The sequence below is a fragment of the Agromyces luteolus genome (assembly GCF_009729855.1).
GTDB classification, from domain to species: Bacteria; Actinomycetota; Actinomycetes; order Actinomycetales; family Microbacteriaceae; genus Agromyces; species Agromyces luteolus.
Genome location: NZ_WODA01000026.1, coordinates 127,559 through 147,242, shown reverse-complemented (window position 1 = coordinate 147,242; position 19,684 = coordinate 127,559). Strand labels below are relative to the sequence as shown.

The window sequence follows — 19,684 nt, the reverse complement described above, 5'->3', positions numbered from 1 at the left end:
TCGAGACCGGTGCAGCTCGGTGGTCGAGTCGCAGCCGACGGAGGAGGCCGCGTATCGAGACCGCGCACCGGGTCTCGTTGCGCCCGCCGCGCCCGCTACTCGACCACCGGCCGCTCAGCCCCGCAGGGCGAGCGCGAACGGCAGCACGTCGGTCGCGCCCGCGCGGCGGAGCTCGCGCGCGGCGACCGTGAGGGTCCAGCGACTGTCGGCGAGGTCGTCGACGAGCAGCACGCCGCCGGCCGGCACGTCGAGGCCGTCGGCCGAGAAGCGGTTCCAGACGCCCGCGAGCCGGAACGCGCTGTTGCCGCCCGGACCGCCGGTCGGTCCGCCGTCGACGGGGGCGAGTTCGCCGAGGTACGGCAGCCGGCCGACCTCGGCGAGTCCGCGCGCGAGCGAGCCGACGAGTTGCGGTCGTGACCGCGACGGCACGGATGCCACGGCCATGGGCCGCTCGTCCCAGCCCCACTCGGCGAGCACGCGCACGCAGGCGTCGAGCACGCGCCCCGGCAGCGGCGCGTCGGGCGCGTTCGGCGCGAAGAGCTCGCGCAGCGTCGAGCCCCAGCCGAGGTCGGTCAGCCGTGCGAGCGCGCGACCTTCGCCGGCCTGCTCGCCGGGGGCGATGCGCCCCTTCACGGGCACGCCCAGCCGGTCGGCACCGGTCGGCCACGCGCGGCGCGGTTCGATCGGCACGCCCACCCGATCCAGCGCGCTCGCGGCGGCGGCCGCGGCATCCGCATCGACGTCGCCCGGGTACCAGGCGCCCGCGCACCGGTCGCAGCGACCGCAGGGCGCCGCGGTGTCGTCATCGAGGGAGCGCTGGAGGAAGGCCATGCGGCATCCGTCGGTCTGCTCGTACTCGAGCATGTGGCGCTGCTCGGCCTCGCGCTCCTCCGCGATGCGGCGGTAGCGCTCGGCGTCGTAGCTCCACGGCTCGCCGGTCGCGACCCAGCCGCCCTGCACGCGGCGCACCGCACCGTCGACGTCGAGCACCTTGAGCAGCAGCTCGAGCGGCGTGCGGCGGATGTCGACGCGCGCCTCGAGCGCTGGCGTCGACAGCGGCACGTCGGAGAGCTCGTCGATGACGCGGCGGGCGCGCTCCTCGTCGGGCATCGACGCGGTCGCGAAGTAGTGCCAGATCGCCGGATCCTCGCGGCCCGGGAGGAGCAGCACGTCGGCGTTCTCGCTCGCGCGGCCCGCGCGGCCGACCTGCTGGTAGTAGGCGACCGGAGATGAGGGGGCACCGAGGTGCACGACGAAGCCGAGGTCGGGCTTGTCGAAGCCCATGCCGAGCGCGCTCGTCGCGATGAGGGCCTTGACCTCGTTGCGCTTCAGCAGCCCCTCGGACTCCTCGCGCTCCTCCGGATCGGTCTGGCCCGTGTACGCGCGCACGTCGTGGCCGCGCTCGCGCAGCACGCGGGCGGTGTCGACCGCCGCCGAGACGGTGAGCGCGTAGACGATGCCCGAACCCGGGAGGTCGTCGAGGTGGTCGATGAGCCACGCGAGCCGGCCCGTCGAATCGGGCAGTCGGAGGACTCCGAGCCGCAGCGAGGACCGGGCCAGCGGCCCGCGGATCGTGAGCACGTCGGAACCGAGCTGCTCCGCGACATCCGCCACGACCCTGCTGTTCGCGGTCGCGGTCGTCGCGAGCACCGGCACGTCGGCGGGGATCTCGGCGATGAGGTCGCGCAGGCGCCGGTAGTCGGGCCGGAAGTCGTGGCCCCAGTCGCTGATGCAGTGCGCCTCGTCGACCACGAGCATGCCGAGCCGGCGCACGAGCGAGGGCAGCTGCTGCTCGCGGAACGACGGGTTGTTCAGCCGCTCGGGCGAGACGAGCAGCACGTCGACCTCGTCGGCGTCGAGGCGAGCGAGGACCTCCTGCCACTCGTGGGCGTTGGCCGAGTTGATGGTGACCGCGCGCACGCCGGCGCGCTCGGCCGCCGCGACCTGGTCGCGCATGAGCGCGAGGAGCGGCGAGACGAGGATGGTCGGACCGCCGCCCCGACGTCGGAGCAGCAGTGTCGCGACGAAGTACACGGCGGACTTGCCCCATCCGGTTCGCTGCACGACCAGCGCGCGGCGTCGGCCGGCGACGAGCGCCTCGATCGCCTCGAACTGGCCGTCGTGGAACTCGGCGTCGTCGCGGCCCACGAGCGCGCGGAGCGCGGCGAGCGCCTCGGCGCGGAGGTCGGGATCGGGGTCGAGGTCGGAGGCGCGGTCGGCGACGGCGTCGGAGGAGGGCATGCCTCCAGCCTCGCGCATGCGACTGACAGTCGCCGCGAGCGGGGGCGGAACGCTTGACCTGCAAAATGTGAGTCACTAACATTATGCCGTGACCATCGGCACGGACCGGCGACCCTCGAAGCGCGAGCGCACGCTCGCGGCGCTCGTCGAGCACGGCCTCGACCTGTTCGAGCGCCGGGGGTACGACGCGACGACCGTCGCCCAGATCGCGCGGGCGGCGGGCGTCACCGAGATGACGTTCTTCCGGTACTTCCCCGCGAAGGAGCACCTGCTCCTCGACGATCCGTACGACCCGCAGCTCACCGCGGCCATCGCGTCCCAGCCGAGCGATCTCCGGCCGTTCGTGCGCGCGGCACGCGGCATCCGCGCGGCCTGGCGCTCGCTGCCCGAGCCCGAGACGCCGATCATCCGCCGCCGCGTCCGGATCATCGCGCAGACGCCCTCGCTCCGCGGGGCCATGTGGCGGAACACCGGCAACACCGAGCGCGCGATCGTCGAGCAGCTCGTCGCCGACGGCGCGAGCCCCGACGTGGCGCGGGTCGCCGCGGCATCCGTGCTCGCCGCCCTCGTCGCCGGCCTCTTCCTCTGGGCCGAGGAGGAGCGCACCACGCTCGCCGACGCGATCGAGCGGGCCCTCGACGTCATCGAGGCGGACGCATGAGCGCCGCACCCCGGTTCGAGGCCCGCGGCCTCGCCCGCACCTTCCGCGGCGGGGCCGGCGTGCACGGCATCGACCTCGATGTCGCGGCGGGCGAGATCCACGCGCTCGTCGGCCTGAACGGCGCGGGCAAGACCACCCTCATGCGGCTGCTCCTCGGCATGCTGCGACCCGACGCCGGCGCCGTGCGCGTGTGCGGCGTCGACGTGAACCGAGCGGATGCCGCGACCTGGGCACGCGTCGGACAGCTCGTCGAGCACCCGCTCGCCTACGCCGAGCTCACGGGCCGCGCGAACCTCGAGGTCGCGGCGCGGCTGCACGGCCTCGGGCGGGCGCAGCTCGCGGCGGCCGTCGATCGCGCCGTCGAGGAGTTCGACCTCGGTCGGTACGCGGACGTCCGCGCGAGCCGGCTCTCGCTCGGCAACCGCCAGCGCGTCGGCCTCGCGGGCGCGCTGCTGCACGAGCCCGACGCGATCGTGCTCGACGAGCCCACGAACGGGCTCGACCCGGCCGGGGTCATCGTGCTGCGCGAATCGCTGCTGCGCCGCGCGGCGGCGGGCGCCGGCATCCTCGTCTCGAGCCACCACCTCGACGAGGTCGCCCGTGTCGCCGATCGCATCACGGTCGTGAACGACGGCCGGATCATCGGCACGCTCGATCCGGGCGGATTCGACCTCGAGCGCGCGTTCTTCGCGCTCGTGCACGGCGACGACGAGCGGCGGAGGGCCGCGGCATGAGCGCCGCCGGGATCCGCGTGGCCGTCGCCGTCGAGGCGCGCAAGGCGATCGCCTCCCGCGTGATGGCCTCGACCACCGTGCTCCTCGTCGTCGGCGTCGGCGTGCTCGCCCTCGGCATGCTGCTCGCCGCGGCATCCGGCGACGAACAGGTGCTCGCCAAGCTCGGCCCGCTCGCGGGCGTGCCGGGGTGGGCCGGACTCGTGGGCATCGTGCTGCAGATCACCGCGGCGGCAGGGGTGCTCGCGTTCGGCGTCGCCCTCAGCTGGACGTTCGGCCGCGAGTTCGCCGACGGCACGGTCGCGGCGCTGTTCGCGCTGCCGGTGTCACGACCCGCGATCGCGCTCGGCAAGCTCGTGGTCTACCTCGCCTGGTCGGTCGCCGTCGCGGTGGCGCTCACGGGCGTCGTCGCGATCGTCGGGTTCGCGATGGGCTTCGGGGCGACGGATGCCGCGGGCGTCGGTGCGCTCGCCCGCATCCCGGTGCTCGTGGTGCTCTCCGCGCTCATCGCCGTGCCCGCCGGATGGGTCGCGACCATCGGGCGGGGGCTCCTGCCCGGCATCGCCGCGACCGTCGGGATCATCGTCGTCGCGCAGGTCTCGGCGATCGCCGACGTCGGCGCGTGGGTGCCGTTCGTCGCGCCCGCGCTCTGGGCGATCGCGCCCGACGCGGTGCCGGCGGCGGCGCTGCTCGTCGTGCCGACGGTGCCGCTCGCGTTCGGGGCGCTGTGCGCGTTCGCGTGGTCGCGGCTCCAGCTGGACCGGTAGGGGGGAGCGCATCGCCGGCGTCGGGCGCGTGACGGCCGGCCCGCGACATCCGCCGAACTTGACCGCGCTCGCGCGGCCGGTCACGCTGGACCGCATGCCCCACCAGCACCCGCTCCACGCCGACGTCGACGTGCCGTGCCTCTGCTGCGGGAGCGTGCAGCGCTTCCGATTCGCGTCGGCGTCCGACCAGGTGGTCTGCGGTCACTGCCGGTCGCACCTCGGCCACGAGCGGGCGGAGCAGCGCGACCGCGAGCACATCGCGCTGTGGCGCGGCATCCTCGAGGCGCACGATCGCGACGCGCGCGACGCGGCCGCGGAGGCGGCGACCGCCGCGGCGGACTCGGCCGAACTCGTGGCCCGGCTCACCGCGGAGCGGGACCAGCTGCGCGCCGGGGCGATCGACGGCGCCACCGACGTCGGCGCCGCGCTCCAGGACCAGCTCCGCGACGACCGCGTGCGTCGCGCCGAGCGCGCGACCCAGCTCACCGCGAAGCGCGTCGACACCGCGATGGTCGCGCTCTGGCGCCTGCAGGCGTTCCACCACCCCGATCCGCGCAAGCCGGGATCGTGCACCTGCGGGCGCTCACTGCCGTCCTGCGGCGAGAGCCGGATCCTCGAGGGCGTGCGCCAGGAGATGCTCGACTGGGAGCGGCGCAACCTCGAACTGCTGCGGGCGGGCAAGCGGCACGGGCTTCCGCCGGAGCATCCCGACGTCGCCGCGGCCGGCCCGGCGGGCGGTCGCTGAGCGCTGGCGCGGGCGCTGGCGCCGGGTTGTCGTCACGATCGGCGGGTGCCGGGCCGGTGCGACCCGCCGATCGTGACGACGACCCGAACGGGCCGGCGGCCCAGTCGGTCCGGGCGGGCAGGTCAGGTCGCCGCGGCCGCGGCCGCGGCCGCGCCCTCGCCGACCCACGCGATCGCGTCGTCGAGGTGCGCGAGCGGGAACGCCCTGAACTGCCCCGGCACCAGCCCGCCGAACGCGACCGCGATCCCGATGAGCACGTCGCGATCGGTCACGAGGGCCGCGCGGTCCCACAGCGACAGCGGCCGGCCGATGAGCTTCGCATCCTCGACCATCGCGCCGAGCGAGTAATGGTCGAACTCCTCGCCGAGCACGATCACGAAGTCGAGCGTGCCGGTCGTCTCGATCGCGGCATCCATGGCCGGGTCGAGCACCTCGCGATAGTCGGCCGCGGTCACCGTCCCCACCGCGCGGAAGCCGATCACGCCCTCGGGCATGCCGTCGAGCAGTTCGATCATCGTGTCCCCTTCCCCCGGCGCCAGTCTGGCAGCCGTTCGAGGCGGATGTCACGGCTCGCGCGCGAGACGCCGGGTCGTCGTCACGATCGGCGGGTGCCGGGCCGGTGCGAGCCGCCGGTCGTGACGACGACAGGGACGGCGCGGTCGGACGTCAGGGGCGCGGAGCGCCGGCGGGCACCCGCAGGCCGTCGAGCGCGACGGCCACGACGTCGTCGGCGAGCCGCGCGGCATCCTCACGGCCACCGGGCCGGTACCACTCGACGATCGAGTTGATCATGCCGAACAGCAGGCGCTCGACGATGCGCACGTCGATGTCTGAGCGGAGCGACCCCTCGGTCTGCGCCTCCGCGACGAGCGCCGTGACCCGCTTGTCGAACGCGCGCCGACGCGCGAGCGCGCGCCGCTCGACCTCGGTGTTGCCGCGCACGCGCAGCAGCAGCGTCACGTAGGGGAGCTGGTCGACGAGCACCCGCACCGCCCCGCGCAGCACCCGGTCGAGCCGGTCGGCGGCGCTGCCCGCCGCGGCCTCGGTCTCGTCGAGCACGCCCTCGAGCGAGCCCAGTGCCTGGTCGAGCGCGCGGTCGAGGATCTCGTCCTTCGAACTGAAGTGGTGGTAGATCGCCGACTTCGACAGCTTGAGCCGATCGGCGAGCACGCCCATCGAGGTCGCGTCGTAGCCGTACTCGTTGAAGGCGGCGACGGCGACCTCGAGGATGCCCTGCTGGTCGTAGCCCGGGCGGCCTCGTCGGAGCGTGGTATTCGGTGACATCCGCTTCAGTCTCTCAGGGCCGGGTCTCGATACGGCGCTGGCGCGCCTACTCGACCACCGAGGGGGTGCGGCGCCGGCGCGCCTACTCGACCACCGAGGCGGTACGGCGCCGGCGCGCCTACTCGACCACCGAGGCCGCGCATCAGTGCGGCTCGCGCAGGTCGTAGACGCGCTTGTACTTGCCCTCGCTGCGCGGCAGCGTGCCGGGCTCCTCGAGGCGCACGGTCACCGACGAGCCGATGAACTCCTTGATGCGGCCGGCGAGCACGACGGTGGCCGCCCGGCACGCCTCGACCTCGAGGTCGGGGTGGCGCTCGATGCGGACCGTGAGGTCGTCCATGTGCCCGGTGCGCGTGAGCTCGAGGATGAAGTGCGGCGTCAAGTGCTCGATGCCGAGCACGAGCTCCTCGATCTGCGTCGGGAAGAGGTTCACGCCGCGCAGGATGATCATGTCGTCGTTGCGACCGGTGATCTTCTCGATGCGGCGCATGCCGGGGCGCGCGGTGCCGGGCAGCAGGCGCGTGAGGTCGCGCGTGCGGTACCTGATGACCGGGAACGCCTCCTTCGTCAGCGACGTGAAGACGAGCTCGCCCTTCTCACCGTCGGGCAGCGGCTCGCCGGTCTCGCCGTCGATGACCTCGGGCAGGAAGTGGTCCTCCCAGACGTGCGGGCCGTCCTTCGTCTCGATGCACTCGTTGGCGACGCCGGGACCCATGACCTCGCTGAGGCCGAAGATGTCGACGGCGTCGATGCCGAGGCGGTCCTGCAGGCGCTGGCGCATCTCGTTCGTCCACGGCTCGGCGCCGAGGATCGCGGTCTTCAGCGACGTCGAGCGCGGGTCGATGCCCGCCTCCTCCATCGCGTCGGCGATCGTCAGCAGGTAGCTCGGGGTGCACATGATCGCGTCGGGCTCGAAGTCGCGGATGAGCTGGACCTGGCGCGCGGTCTGGCCGCCCGACATCGGGATCACCGTCGCGCCGAGCTTCTCGATCCCGGCGTGAGCGCCGAGGCCGCCCGTGAAGAGGCCGTAGCCGTAGGCGTTGTGCACCTTCATGCCCGGGCGCACGCCCGAGGCGCGCAGGCATCGGGCGACGAGCGTCGCCCAGCGGTCGAGGTCGTCGTGCGTGTACCCGACGACGGTGGGCCGGCCGGTCGTGCCGGACGAGGCGTGGATGCGGGCGACCTGCTCCATCGGCACGGCGAACATGCCGAACGGGTAGGTCTGCCGCAGGTCCTCCTTCGTCGTGAAGGGGAGTATCGCGACATCCGCCAGCGTCTGGATGTCGTCGGGGTGCACACCGTGCTCGTCGAACTTGCGGCGGTAGAGCGGCACGTTCTCATAGGCGTGGCGCACGGTCCACTGCAGCCGCTCGAGCTGGAGCGCCTCGATCTCGGAGCGCGACATGCGCTCCTCGGGGTCGAGCTCGTCGGGCGCGGCGGGCGCGAGCCCCGAGATCGTGGGCTTGGTGCCGGAGGGCTGCGGAAGGGTCGTCGTCGACACGGGAGGTTCCTATCGGTCGTGGTGGTCGCGATACGCGGGCTTCGCCGGCTGCTCGACCACCGAACGTCAGATGGTGCGGTTGGTGGAGATCGAGCGGCCGCGGAACTCGGCGACGGCGTCGCCCTGCTCGTCGACGACCGTGACGTCGTAGAGGCCGGTCCGGCCGCTGCGGGCGCGGCGCACCGCGGTGGCGGTGAGGGTCTGGCCGGCGACCGTGGACTTCAGGAAGGTGATGTCGGCGCCGGCCGCGACGGTGACCCGGTGGTCCTCGTTGCAGGCGATCGCGAAGGCCGTGTCGGCCAGTGTGAAGACGAGCCCGCCGTGGGTGATGGCGAACCCGTTCGTCATGTCCTCCCGTACGCGCATCGAGACGACCGCGTGACCGGGATCGTCGCGTTCGACGACCATGCCGAGCATCGCCGAGGCGAGGTCGCGCTGCATCATCTCGCGGTTGAGGCGATCGGATGCCGCGGCATCCGCCTGCTCATCGGCCGGTCGGTCGCCGCCCTGGCGTTCGGTCGCGACATCCGTCATGCGCTGCTCCTCATCGAGTGCGGGGGAGTCGCCGGCGGCCTTGATTGCCCCGGCGCAGAACCTCAGCATATACTAACTGAACGATCGGTTGGTAAAGTGTTCGCACCGCCCGCCGGTCCCGAGAGCATTGGAGTCGACGATGACCGCACCCGCCGACCTGACCGTGGTCGAGAACGAAGCCGCGCAGGCGCGCTTCGACGACCTCATCGCGCAGGACTCGCGCATCGAGCCGCGCGACTGGATGCCCGACGCGTACCGCAAGACGCTGATCCGCCAGATCAGCCAGCACGCGCACTCCGAGATCATCGGCATGCAGCCCGAGTCGAACTGGATCTCGCGGGCGCCGAGCCTCAAGCGCAAGGCCATCCTCATGGCCAAGGTGCAGGACGAGGCCGGCCACGGGCTCTACCTCTACTCGGCCGCGCAGACGCTCGGCATCGGCCGCGAGGAGATGACGCAGCAGCTCATCGAGGGCCGCGCGCGCTACTCTTCGATCTTCAACTACACGACGCCGACCTGGGCCGACATGGGGGCGATCGGATGGCTCGTCGACGGTGCCGCGATCTGCAACCAGGTGCCGCTCTGCCGCGCGTCGTACGGCCCGTACGGACGCGCGATGGTGCGCATCTGCAAGGAGGAGTCGTTCCACCAGCGGCAGGGCTTCGAGATCCTGCTCGAGCTCATGCAGGGCACCGAGGCGCAGCGCGAGATGGCGCAGGACGCCGTGAACCGCTGGTACTGGCCCTCGCTGATGATGTTCGGGCCGCCCGACGACGAGTCGCCGAACTCCGCGCAGTCGATGGCGTGGAACATCAAGCGCTTCTCCAACGACGACCTGCGCCAGCGCTTCGTCGGCATGCTCGTGCCGCAGGCCGAGGTGCTCGGCGTCACGCTCCCCGATCCGAACCTCGCCTGGAACGAGGCCGAGCAGCGCTACGACATGAGCGAGATCGACTGGCACGAGTTCCACGAGGTGCTCGCCGGTCGCGGCCCCGCCAACGCCGAGCGGCTCCGCCGCCGCCGCGAGGCCCATGAAGAGGGCGCGTGGGTGCGCGAGGCCGCGGCCGAGTACGCCCGCAAGCAGGCCGCGAAGGCCGCGGCCGCCGCATGACGCGGCGCGGCCCCTCCGGGCCGCACCACCACAGGACCCGCGATCCGCGACGGAGCGGACCGAGACGAGGAGACGAGATGAGCACCCCCGGCGAGACCGGCACCGAGGCCTGGCCCCTGTGGGAGGTCTTCGTGCGCGCCAACCGCGGACTGAGCCACGTGCACGTGGGGTCGCTGCACGCGCCCGACGCCGACATGGCCGTGCGCAACGCCCGCGACCTGTACACCCGACGCAACGAGGGCGTGTCGATCTGGGTCGTGCCCGCCGACGCGGTCACGACGAGCGACCCCGACGCGAAGGGCGCGTTCTTCGAGAGCCCCGCGGGCAAGAACTACCGGCACGCGGTGTACTACACGAAGTCCGAAGGGGTGAAGCACCTGTGAGCGGCGAGACGCCCGATCTCGGTGGTCGAGTAGGAGCGGAGCCCCGTATCGAGACCGATCCCCACGGCGACGTCACGGTCGACCGCGTCGCGCTCGCCGAGGAGTTCGCAGGCGAGGCGGCCGGCGCCGGCCACGCGGCATCCGCCGACGTCGCGGCGTACGCGCTCGGCCTCGGCGACGACGCGCTCGTGCTCGCCCAGCGCCTGGGCGACTGGATCACGCGCGCGCCCGAGCTCGAGGAGGACGTCGCGCTCGGCAACATCGCGCTCGACCTGCTCGGCCACGCGCGTTCGCTGCTGCACTACGCGGGCACCCACGACGGCCGCAGCGAGGACGACCTCGCGTACTTCCGCGACGAGCCCGAGTTCCGCAACGCCTGGTTGTTCGAGCAGCCGAACGGCGACTTCGCGCACACCATCGCCCGGCAGCTCGTCGCGTCCACCTACCTCGTCGAGCTCTACCGGCGCGTCGAGGCGTCGACGGATGCCACGCTCGCCGCGATCGCGGCGAAGGCGTCGAAGGAGGTCGACTACCACCGCGACCACGCGATCCAGTGGACCCTCCGCCTCGCGGGCGGCACCGACGAGTCTCGCCGCCGCATGCTCCGCGCGGTCGAGCAGACCTGGCCGTACGTCGACGAGCTGTTCCGCGACGACGAGGTCGTCGCCCGGCTCGTCGACGAGGGCATCGCGCCGCGGCCGTCGTCGCTGCGCGAGCCGTTCGACGCCGTGATCGACCAGGTGTTCGCCGAGGCCGACCTCGCGCGCCCGGAGGGTCGCACCGCGTTCGTCGTCGACGGCCGCGGCCGCGAGGGGAAGCACACCGAGCACCTCGGGCCGCTGCTCGCCGAGATGCAGGTCCTCGCCCGCGCGCACCCGGGGGCGTCCTGGTGACCGGCGCGCGCGAGGCATCCGTCGCCCGACCAGTGCCGAGGGACCCGGCGGCTCGCGCGGCCTGGGACGTGGCCGCGACCGTGACCGACCCCGAGGTGCCCGTGCTCACCATCGAGGACCTCGGGGTGCTGCGCTCGGTCTCCGTCGACGACGACGGCGGCGTGCACGTCGAGCTCACGCCGACCTACAGCGGATGCCCCGCCATGGACGCCATGCGCGACGACGTCGTGCTCGCGCTCACGCACGCGGGCTACGACGAGGTCGACGTGCGGATGGTGCTCTCGCCCGCGTGGACCACGGACTGGATGAGCGAGTCCGGCAAGGACAAGCTCCGGACGTACGGCATCCAGGCGCCGAGCGGCAGCGCGCCCGTGCGCGACGCCGGCCCGATCCGCGTGCAGCTGGCGGTCAAGTGCCCCCGCTGCGACTCGCTCAACACCCGAGAACTCGCCCGCTTCGGCTCGACCTCGTGCAAGGCGCTCTACGAGTGCCGCGACTGCCTCGAGCCCTTCGACTACTTCAAGGTGCTCTGATGGCCGCGATCAACCTGGGCTCCACGGGAGCCCCGACCGTCCCCGCCCGGCCCGGCTCCGGCACGCTCGACGCGGATGCCGCGATCGCCGACGCGTTCCTCCAGAGCGCGGTCGGCGGCGACACCGCCCCCAAGCGCCGTCGCGCGCGCTTCCACTCGCTCGAGGTCGCCGAGGTGCGGCCGCTGACCGACGACTCGGTCGAGGTCACCTTCGCGGTCCCGGACGAGCTCGCCGACGACTACACCTACCTGCCCGGCCAGTACGTCGCGCTGCGGCGCGACTTCGACGGCCACGAGCTGCGCCGCTCGTACTCGATCTGCCGGCCGCCGGTGCGGGGCAGCGTGTCGGTCGCCATCAAGCGCGACCTCGGCGGTCGCTTCTCGACGTGGGCGAACACCGAGCTCGCCGCGGGCGACCGCATCGACGTGATGAGCCCCCAGGGCACCTTCACCTCGGGCCTCGACTCGCTCGACGGCAAGCACGTCGTCGGCATCGCCGCGGGCTCGGGCATCACCCCGCTCATGGCGCTCGCGCACACCGTGCTCGCGCGGTCGGATGACGCGCGCTTCACGCTCGTCTACACGAACCGCTCGACGCGCGACGTGATGTTCCTCGAGGAGCTCGCCGAGCTGAAGGACCGGTACCCGTCCCGGCTCGCGCTGCACCACGTGCTCTCGCGCGAGCAGCGCACCGCGCCGCTCCTCTCGGGCCGCATCGACGCCGAGAAGCTCGAGCGGATGCTCGACGCCCTCATCCCGCCGGCGACGGTCGACGAGTGGTTCCTGTGCGGGCCGTTCGAGCTCGTGCAGCTCGCGCGCGACACGCTCGAGGCCCGCGACGTGGCATCCGGCCGGGTTCGCTACGAGCTGTTCACGACCGACGCCGATCGGGCGACCGAGCCCCGGCACGGCCGCCCGGTCACGGTCGAGCGCGGCGAGCCGACCGTGGCGATCGAGTTCACGCTCGACGGCCTCTCGTCGACCGTCGAGAGCCCGGTCAGCGCGAACGAGTCGATCCTGAACGCGGCGCTCCGCGTCCGCTCCGACGTGCCGTTCGCGTGCGCCGGAGGCGTCTGCGGCACCTGCCGCGCGCGGGTCGTCGACGGCAGCGTCAACATGACCGAGAACTACGCGCTCGAGCCCGAGGAGCTCGAGCGCGGATACGTGCTCACCTGCCAGTCGCACGCGACATCCGACCGCGTCGTGGTCGACTACGACGTGTGAGCACTCCGCGCCACCACCGGTTCGACCACGCGTTCGCCGAGCGCGTGTGAATCCGTCGAGCGCGATTGCATCCGCAAACGCGTTCGTCGGAAGTACACGCGCTCGGCGGCCCCGAGGAGTAGCGAGAGCACCGAGAGAGAAGAGAGACGGATGATCGAGCTCGAGATCCACGACGGCGTGGCCGAGATCACGCTGAACGCCCCCGCGAAGCTCAACGCGCTCGGCGAGGCCGCGCTCGACGAGCTCGGCGAGGCGTACGACCAGGCGGAGTTCACCGGGGTGCGCGCGCTCGTGCTGCGGGGCGAGGGGCGCGCGTTCTGCGCCGGGCGCGACATCGCGGGCGTCGAACCGCGCGACGACGACGTGCAGGGCTACCTCGGCGGGCGGGTCGAGCCGCTGCTGAAGCGGATGTCGCGCTTCCCGGCGCCCACGTTCGCGGTCGCGCACGGGGCATGCCTCGGGGTCGGCCTCGGCCTGCTCATCGCGAGCGACATCGTGTACGTGGCCGACACCGCGAAGATCGGCTCGCCCTTCAAGAACCTCGGCGCGACGCTCGACTCCGGCGGCCACGCGCTGTTCGTCGAGCGCCTCGGCGCGCACCGCACGATGGACCTCATCGTCACGGGGCGGCTGATGACCGGCGCCGAGGCGGTCGCCGCGGGACTCTTCTCCCGGGTGCTCCCCGCCGACGAGGTGCTCGAGGCGACGCGCGCCGCGGCGCGGGAGGCGGCATCCGGCCCCACGCAGGCGTTCATCGCCTCGAAGCGGCTCGTCGCCGACCTGCGCGACCACCGGCACGGGCTCTGGGCGTCGATGTCCGACGAGAACCGCGCCCAGGCCGCGCTCTGCGACACCGACGACTACCGCGAGGGCTTCGCCGCGTTCCAGGAGAAGCGCACGCCGCAGTTCACCGGTCGCGGCTGAGGCCCGGGCTGTCGGCCTTCCGGACGCAGCGGGGACTCACGCCGCGACGCGGGCCAGGTCGGTGATGGCCGACGGCGTCCACCGCGGCCGTGCGCCCGCGAGCGCGGCGAGGTAGCGCCCGACGATCGCCGGCGGCCAGCCCCTCGACTCGCGGAGGCCCGCCGCCATCGTCCGGAGGTACGCGGCGGACGGCGCGGCGACGTCGCGCTCGTGATCGGCGGCGAGGGTGACCAGCGGGATGCCGCGGCGCGCGCCGACGCGCACCAGGGTCCGGTAGCGTCCGGGACCGAGGTGCAGTCGACCCGTCGCCGGATGCATCCGGCCGAGGTCGAGGGCGGCCTCGACGGGCGTCCGGGTCTCCTGCGCGACGACGTCCGCGAGTTGGCCCACGGTGAGCAGGTACGCGCGGCCGGCGAGGCTGCCGCGGGCGTGCGGGTCGTAGGTCGCGATCCCGCCGCCCCACACCCGGGACGCGCCGCCGAAGTACACGGCGCCCGGGACGTCGACGGGCGCATCCTCGAGCGGCTCCGTGCGATCTCGGCAGCCCACGTAGGTGCGTGCACCGCCCTCGGGCCGCCCACCCGCGACGTAGCAGCGGAAGCGCCGGGAGGACAGGTTGGAGCCGTAGGCGACGTACCAGACGCGATCCACGTGACCTCCGATCACCCGGGCAGTTCGAGCGGCCGGCCTGCGGCGCGCGCCTCATCGAGGAGCACTCGCGAGGCGCGCTCGTAGAGCGCCGTGGCGTGCTCGGGCGTGTCACCCACTGCGGTCATGCCGACGCGGCCGTGCTCGGTGAGCGAGCTGATCATGTGGAAGACGATACCCGCCCGTCTCGACGGGTCGAAGTGCAGGCCGTGGCGGGCCACGACGTCGAAGAGGTCGCCGATCGACAGGGCACGCAGTTCGTGCGCCTCGAGATGGTCCGTAGCGACGAGATGCTTCTCCACGCCGTCCGGCGTCAGGAAACGGCCGGTCTTCGCGTCGTACCGTCCGTCGGTCAGGAACTGCAGGGTGAGAAACGGATGCGTCGTCCCTCCCTTGCGCAGGTTGATCTCGATCGCGTAAGTCGACCACCCTCCCGCGGCATCCGGCACCACGACGAAGTCGACGGCGAACCGGCCGAGGACGCCGTCGGCGGCCAGGCGTTCGCCGACGGCCGTCGCGGCGTCGGCGATGACGCGCGAGTACGCCGGATCGGCGGGGAACCGGCAGCCGAGGTAGCTCTGGCCGGAGGGTCCACCGAGCAGTTGGTCGTGGGTCGAGAGGAGCTCGACCGCGCCGTCGGGCAGGATCCGAAGCTGCACGCTCGGGCTCAGCAGGTCGTCGCCGACGATCCGCTCCTCGACGATGCCGCCGTCGGAGTCGAGTCGTTCGACGTACGTGTCGAACGGCGTCTCCGGAAGCTCGAATCGCATGTCGCGAACTCGCTCCGCGATCGCGGCCCGGCGCTCCGCCTCGGGCACGGCATCGATCCCGTGCAGGTCGACGAGGGCGTTCCCGGCGCCGGAGACACCCTCGTTGAGCTTGACGATGACCTGTGCGAGCGACGGCTGCTCGATCATCAGGCCGGCGACAGCGTCGACGACCTCGTCGAGGCTGTGCAGGTCCTCGGCTCCGAGCGGATGCCGGACGCCCACGGAGCTGAAGATCCGCCGGCATCCGGTCTTGCTGCCGAGCGCCGAAAGGCGAGGATCCGCGCCGTACATTGGGATCCCGAGTGTCAGTGCGAGGTCGCGCTCGAGTTCGGTGGTGTTGTACGGGATCAGGTGGCTGTGCGTCGGGTCTGGGACCTGAGCACGGATCTTCGCGAGCAGCGCCGGTCGCTCGAGTAGTTTCTCCGTGAGCGACCGGGGAGTGGAGTCGCCTACGGCGACCAGTGTCAGCCGGGCGAGCGCGTGACTCGGGATGACGCCGGGGAGCAGTGCGAGGTAGTACTCGATGATCCGCGGATCGATGGGCGTCGAGGTGACGTAGACCATGCGCAGGCGCGGCTGTCGCAGGAGCAGGAGGAGAAACAGGTAGCGCTCCTCGAAGGCCTGTGCCAGGCTCCCCGCACGCTGGACCGTCGGGCTCAGGGAGACCGACGGCACGACGACGACCGATTCGCCGTCGAGGTCGAGCCGCATGGCGTCCCATACGGATGCCATCCGCGCCTGCAATGCATCGAACCGCGCCGCTCGCGCGGCGTCGTCGAGGTCCGCGAGTGTCACGGTTCCGTGCGGCGCCACGATCGGATCGGTTGCTGCTCGTGTGGTGGTCATGGGCCCGTCCTCGCTTCCCTCATCCTGACGCCCGACACCGCGAACGCCCGCATCGGCCTACTGAAGCCCTTCAACTCCAGGTCCCCCACCATCTCGCCCTCGGCCAAGCCGTCCGTCGCGGAGAACACGCGCTGCGCGACGAGGATCTGGCCGGCCTCCGCGGCGGCGCACAGGCGCGCCGCGAGGTTCGTGACGCTACCGATCGCGGCGTAGTCCGACCGGCCCTCGAAGCCGATGCGGCCGAGCGTCGCGTACCCCTGCGCGATGCCGATTCCGAAGCCAAGGTCGTTCCCGCGCCGACGCCACCCGTCGGCCAGGTCGCCGACGCGGTCCCGCATCTCGACGGCCATCGTGACGGCTCGTTCCGGTGCGTCCGCGCACGGCATCGGGTCGTTGAAGAACACCATGAGCCCGTCGCCCGTGAAGCGCTCGAGCGTGCCCTCGAACCGATGGATGAGCTCGCCGAGCACAGCGTGGTAGTCCGCCAGCACTCCCATCACCTCCTCCGGTTCGCTCGACTCGGCGAACGAGGTGAAGCCGCGCAGATCGCAGAACACCACGACGATCTCTCGCCGGTGGCTCTCGAGAACGTGCTCCTCGCCCGAGTCCATGACGAGGTCGACGACCTGCGGAGCGAGGAAGCGACGCAGCCGGTTCACGCGCTGAAGCTCGTCGACCTGCTCGCGGACGCGCGCCTCGAGCCGCGTGTTCCACTCGCCCAGTTCCGCGGTCTGGTGCTCGATCGTGTCGTGGTACCGCTTGATACGGGCGAGCGAGGCGACCCGCGCGAGCAGTTCGCCCTGGTCCAACGGCTTGCTCACGAAGTCGTCGGCGCCCGCCTCGATCGCCCGGCGCTTCTCCTGGTCGCCACTCGCCGTGATCATGACGATCGGGAGGAACTCCAGGCCCGGGGTGCTCCGGATGCGGCGGCAGACCTCGTAGCCGTCGATGCCAGGCATGAGGATGTCGAGCAGCACGAGGTCGGCTCCAGAGGCCGGGAGCAGATCCAGCGCCTCCTCTCCGGAGGAGGCCGTGATCACGTGGTAACCGCGAGGCGACAGCACGGCATCCAGCAGGCGGAGGTTCTGCGGCACGTCGTCGACAGCGAGCACGGTGATCGGGTCATCTGTCATTCGTCCGTCCCCGATCCAGGAAGTCCCCGACCTGCGACGGCAGCGCAGGGACGCTGATGGGCTTGACGAGATAGCCGTCGAAGCCCTCGCGTGCGGTGCGGTCGCGGTCCTCCTTCATGGCGAAGGCGGTCACCGCGACCACGGGCACCGAGTCGAACCGCGGGTCGAGCCGCAGCCGGCGGAGCGCCTCGTACCCGTCGATGCCGGGAAGCTGGAGGTCCATGAGCACGAGGTCGGGGGCGCAGCTGGCCGCGAGCTCGACGCCCTCCTCGCCCGTGTGCGCCTCGACGATCTCGAAGCCCGACGCGCTCAGCACGTCGCGGACCAGCTTGAGATTCAGCTGGTTGTCCTCGACGACGAGGACGCGACGACCGTCCATCAGACCGTCTCCCCCCGTGCCGACTCGATCCCGTCCGCACTCGGGGCGGGGCCGGCGACGCCGACGGCGCCGGCTCGACGGAGCGCGTCGACGAGATCGTCGCGACTCACCGGCTTGATCAGGTACTCGGAAGCGCCGAGTGCCAGTCCGCGTGCGCGCTCGTCGAGGATCGAGACGATGATCACCGGCACCGCAGCCACGGCCTCGTCCTCGCGCAGGCGGGACAGGACCTCCCAGCCGCTGAGACGCGGAAGTCGGATGTCGAGCAGGACCGCGGCGGGGATGGTCGCCCTGACCGATTCGATCCCCTCCTCTCCGTCGCGTGCGTGGACGACGCGGACGCCGAGGCCGTCGAGGTAGGCGGTCATCAGGTCGAGCGAGGCACGATCGTCGTCGATCACCACGATCACCGGCAGGTGCGCCTCGTCGGTGGCTCGCGAGTCCTCGTCGCGCGCTCGGACGGTCATCGGCACCGTGAAGCCGAAGGTGCTGCCGACGCCCAGGTCCGACTCGAGCCACATCCTGCCCCCGAGCAGCGCGACGATTCGCCGGCACAACGTCAGGCCGAGACCCGTGCCCTCCTCGCTCTGCGCGCCGCGGTGACCCTGCTGGAACGACTCGAAGATGCGCTCCCGGTCCTCCTGAGCGATGCCGTTGCCGTCGTCCTCCACGGTGACGGCCATCTCGTCGCCCTCTCGGCGGGCGGTCACCGCGATGTGGCCGCCGTCCGGAGTGAACTTGACTGCGTTGCTGAGCAGGTTGAGCAACACCTGCTTGAACCGCAACTCGTCCGACTCGATGCCGTCGATCTCGGTCTCCATGTCGAGGGTGATCGCGAGGCCGTGGAGCGCCGCCCGCTCGCGGACCATGGAGATCGAGTACTCCATCGCCGACCGTGCGGAGAAGCGAGAGATCGAGAGTTCCATCTGCCCGGCCTCGACCTTCGAGAGGTCGAGGATGTCGTTGAGCAGTTGGAGCAGGTGACGACCAGAGCTGAGGATATCCCGGAGGTACTCGTCCTGCCGATCATTGAGCTCGCCGAACATCCGCTCGAGCAGAACTTCCGAGAAGCCGATGACGGCGTTCAGCGGCGTCCGGAGCTCGTGCGACATGCTCGCCAGAAATTCGGACTTGTGCTGGCTGACGACTTGGAGTTCCGCGGTCTTCGTCTCGAGCTCGCGGTAGAGCCGGGCGTTCCACACCGCGAGTGCGGACTGACTCGCGAACGTCTCGAGGAACTCGATCGACTCGTCGGAGAATTCGCCTGGCGTGCGGCGCCGGACGACCAGCGCCCCGATGATGCGAGTGCCGCGCAGCACCGGAGCCGCGAGTACCGAGCGCCATCCGTCGTCGAAGAGGATCCGAAGGTGCGGATCGAGCTCCACGGCCGCGAGGTCGGCGACCGCGATCGGGTGCCCCTCCAGGGCCGCGCGGCCGACGAGCGTCGTCTCGAGGTCGACCCGGATTCCGCGGAGCCGACTCAGGAGCTCGTCGCTGCTCGCGTAGGCGCTGCGCACCGAGAAGCTGCGCTCCGCTGCGATGTACTCCATGATCGAGCCCCCGTCGCAGCCCGTGAACCGGACGGCGTTCATGATGATGTTCGAGAGCACCTCGTCGAGGACCAGGCTCGAGCTCACCGCTTCGCCGACCTCGCTCAGCGCTTCGAGCTGTTCGACGCGGCGCGCGAGCTCGATGCCGCGCTCCTCGAGTTCCAGTACGAGGTGCACATTGCGCACGACGATCGCGGCTTGCGCGGCGAACGCCCCTAGCAGCGCGATCGCGCGCTCGTCGAACGGCTCGACCTCGGTCCGGTAGAGCGAGAGCGTGCCGACGACCTCGTCGTCGAGGAGCATCGGCGCGGAGATGAGGGTCCGGAAGCCGCCGATGCGCTGCAGGTCCTGCCTTCCGTAGTCGGGGTCGTCGAGCACGTCGGCGACCTGTCCGATCCGGCGATCGAGGGTCACGCGTCCGACGAGCGAATCGCGGTCGCGCTTCAGGGGATGTGCAGCGAGGTGCGCCACGAATTCAGGAGAGAGGCCCACCGACGACGAGAGCACGAAGTGGTCGCCGTCGATGAGGTAGACCTGCGCCGCCGCCGCGCGGCAGAGGTTCATGGCGCTCTCCACGACGGTGTCGAGCACGGCGTCAGGGTCTGACGAGGAACGGCCGAGCGCCGAGAGAACCTCGTTCATCGCCGCGAACTGCTCAGTGGCGTCGGTGTAGTCGCGCTGGAGGCTCCGGTAGTCCTCCTCGCTGATCCGACGATCCCGCTCGGTGATGCTGGCCTCCTTCGTCAGAGACCTTCGCGGCAATGCGACCCGGGGCGTATTCTCCTCGCGACGCGGCAAGCCCGCAACGGCTTCGGCCCCCGCGCCGA

20 protein-coding genes are annotated in these 19,684 nt (G+C 71.9%); 10 read left to right on the top strand and 10 right to left on the bottom strand.

Annotated features, from left to right (window positions below; translation table 11 throughout):
* Window positions 1–114: 114 nt before the first annotated feature.
* Complete coding sequence (locus GLX25_RS18280) at window positions 115–2,241, bottom strand: RecQ family ATP-dependent DNA helicase (RefSeq protein ID WP_155844060.1); 2,127 nt, start codon at window positions 2,239–2,241, stop codon at window positions 115–117.
* Between the two features lie 88 nt (window positions 2,242–2,329).
* On the opposite strand from GLX25_RS18280, the gene GLX25_RS18275 reads away from it, so the two are divergent.
* The 4 genes from GLX25_RS18275 to GLX25_RS18260 all read left to right on the top strand — a co-directional run bounded on the left by GLX25_RS18275 (window position 2,330) and on the right by GLX25_RS18260 (window position 5,145).
* Window positions 2,330–2,902: a TetR family transcriptional regulator gene (locus GLX25_RS18275; protein WP_271192544.1), complete on the top strand. Its 573-nt coding sequence runs from the start codon at window positions 2,330–2,332 to the stop codon at window positions 2,900–2,902.
* A complete protein-coding gene (locus GLX25_RS18270) occupies window positions 2,899–3,636 on the top strand; it encodes an ABC transporter ATP-binding protein (protein WP_155844059.1) in 738 nt (245 codons plus the stop codon). The genes GLX25_RS18275 and GLX25_RS18270 overlap by 4 nt, the downstream gene beginning before the upstream one ends.
* The gene (locus tag GLX25_RS18265) at window positions 3,633–4,400 is read left to right on the top strand and encodes an ABC transporter permease (protein WP_155844058.1); all 768 of its coding nucleotides are present in this window, start codon (window positions 3,633–3,635) and stop codon (window positions 4,398–4,400) included. Before GLX25_RS18270 ends, GLX25_RS18265 begins: the two co-directional genes overlap by 4 nt.
* Window positions 4,401–4,494: 94 nt before the next feature.
* Window positions 4,495–5,145: a hypothetical protein gene (locus GLX25_RS18260; protein ID WP_155844057.1), complete on the top strand. Its 651-nt coding sequence runs from the start codon at window positions 4,495–4,497 to the stop codon at window positions 5,143–5,145.
* A 122-nt stretch (window positions 5,146–5,267) separates the two neighbouring features.
* Here GLX25_RS18260 and GLX25_RS18255 read toward each other — a convergent pair whose 3' ends face one another.
* From GLX25_RS18255 to paaI, 4 genes are all read right to left on the bottom strand, one after another.
* Entirely contained in the window at window positions 5,268–5,660 is a 393-nt protein-coding gene (locus GLX25_RS18255; protein WP_155844056.1) for a SpoIIAA family protein, read from the bottom strand.
* 151 nt (window positions 5,661–5,811) lie between these two features.
* On the bottom strand, window positions 5,812–6,429 hold the full coding sequence (locus tag GLX25_RS18250; RefSeq protein WP_155844055.1) for a TetR/AcrR family transcriptional regulator: 618 nt from the start codon (window positions 6,427–6,429) through the stop codon (window positions 5,812–5,814).
* Between the two features lie 142 nt (window positions 6,430–6,571).
* Entirely contained in the window at window positions 6,572–7,834 is a 1,263-nt protein-coding gene (gene paaK / locus GLX25_RS18245) for a phenylacetate--CoA ligase PaaK (protein ID WP_155844075.1), read from the bottom strand.
* Window positions 7,835–7,996: 162 nt separating this feature from the next.
* A complete protein-coding gene (gene paaI / locus GLX25_RS18240) occupies window positions 7,997–8,533 on the bottom strand; it encodes a hydroxyphenylacetyl-CoA thioesterase PaaI (RefSeq protein ID WP_309299150.1) in 537 nt (178 codons plus the stop codon).
* Window positions 8,534–8,603: 70 nt separating this feature from the next.
* Here paaI and paaA point away from each other — a divergent pair, with 70 nt between their 5' ends.
* The 6 genes from paaA to GLX25_RS18210 all read left to right on the top strand — a co-directional run bounded on the left by paaA (window position 8,604) and on the right by GLX25_RS18210 (window position 13,531).
* Window positions 8,604–9,575 (top strand): 1,2-phenylacetyl-CoA epoxidase subunit PaaA, encoded by a 972-nt coding sequence (gene paaA / locus GLX25_RS18235; protein ID WP_155844054.1) that lies wholly within the window; start codon window positions 8,604–8,606, stop codon window positions 9,573–9,575.
* A 77-nt stretch (window positions 9,576–9,652) separates the two neighbouring features.
* Complete coding sequence (gene paaB / locus GLX25_RS18230) at window positions 9,653–9,958, top strand: 1,2-phenylacetyl-CoA epoxidase subunit PaaB (RefSeq protein ID WP_067948099.1); 306 nt, start codon at window positions 9,653–9,655, stop codon at window positions 9,956–9,958.
* Window positions 9,955–10,851: a 1,2-phenylacetyl-CoA epoxidase subunit PaaC gene (gene paaC, locus GLX25_RS18225; protein ID WP_271192543.1), complete on the top strand. Its 897-nt coding sequence runs from the start codon at window positions 9,955–9,957 to the stop codon at window positions 10,849–10,851. Before paaB ends, paaC begins: the two co-directional genes overlap by 4 nt.
* Window positions 10,848–11,384: a 1,2-phenylacetyl-CoA epoxidase subunit PaaD gene (gene paaD, locus GLX25_RS18220; protein ID WP_271192542.1), complete on the top strand. Its 537-nt coding sequence runs from the start codon at window positions 10,848–10,850 to the stop codon at window positions 11,382–11,384. The genes paaC and paaD overlap by 4 nt, the downstream gene beginning before the upstream one ends.
* The gene (paaE, locus tag GLX25_RS18215) at window positions 11,384–12,607 is read left to right on the top strand and encodes a 1,2-phenylacetyl-CoA epoxidase subunit PaaE (protein WP_155844053.1); all 1,224 of its coding nucleotides are present in this window, start codon (window positions 11,384–11,386) and stop codon (window positions 12,605–12,607) included. The genes paaD and paaE overlap by 1 nt, the downstream gene beginning before the upstream one ends.
* 150 nt (window positions 12,608–12,757) lie before the next feature.
* Window positions 12,758–13,531, top strand: coding sequence for an enoyl-CoA hydratase/isomerase family protein (locus GLX25_RS18210; RefSeq protein ID WP_155844052.1), 774 nt, complete (start codon window positions 12,758–12,760; stop codon window positions 13,529–13,531).
* A gap of 36 nt (window positions 13,532–13,567) precedes the next feature.
* Here GLX25_RS18210 and GLX25_RS18205 read toward each other — a convergent pair whose 3' ends face one another.
* Genes GLX25_RS18205 through GLX25_RS18185 form a run of 5 tightly spaced genes read right to left on the bottom strand, consistent with a single transcriptional unit; the run spans window position 13,568 to window position 19,448 of the window.
* Window positions 13,568–14,182, bottom strand: coding sequence for a histone deacetylase (locus GLX25_RS18205; RefSeq protein ID WP_166549002.1), 615 nt, complete (start codon window positions 14,180–14,182; stop codon window positions 13,568–13,570).
* A gap of 11 nt (window positions 14,183–14,193) precedes the next feature.
* The gene (locus GLX25_RS18200) at window positions 14,194–15,795 is read right to left on the bottom strand and encodes a peptide ligase PGM1-related protein (RefSeq protein ID WP_155844051.1); all 1,602 of its coding nucleotides are present in this window, start codon (window positions 15,793–15,795) and stop codon (window positions 14,194–14,196) included.
* Window positions 15,792–16,928 carry an adenylate/guanylate cyclase domain-containing protein gene (locus GLX25_RS18195; protein ID WP_155844050.1) on the bottom strand — a complete coding sequence of 379 codons (1,137 nt, stop codon included), beginning with the start codon at window positions 16,926–16,928 and terminating at the stop codon, window positions 15,792–15,794. The genes GLX25_RS18200 and GLX25_RS18195 overlap by 4 nt, the downstream gene beginning before the upstream one ends.
* A complete protein-coding gene (locus GLX25_RS18190) occupies window positions 16,918–17,307 on the bottom strand; it encodes a response regulator (protein WP_155844049.1) in 390 nt (129 codons plus the stop codon). The genes GLX25_RS18195 and GLX25_RS18190 overlap by 11 nt, the downstream gene beginning before the upstream one ends.
* Complete coding sequence (locus GLX25_RS18185) at window positions 17,307–19,448, bottom strand: ATP-binding protein (protein ID WP_205719934.1); 2,142 nt, start codon at window positions 19,446–19,448, stop codon at window positions 17,307–17,309. Before GLX25_RS18185 ends, GLX25_RS18190 begins: the two co-directional genes overlap by 1 nt.
* Window positions 19,449–19,684: the final 236 nt, after the last annotated feature.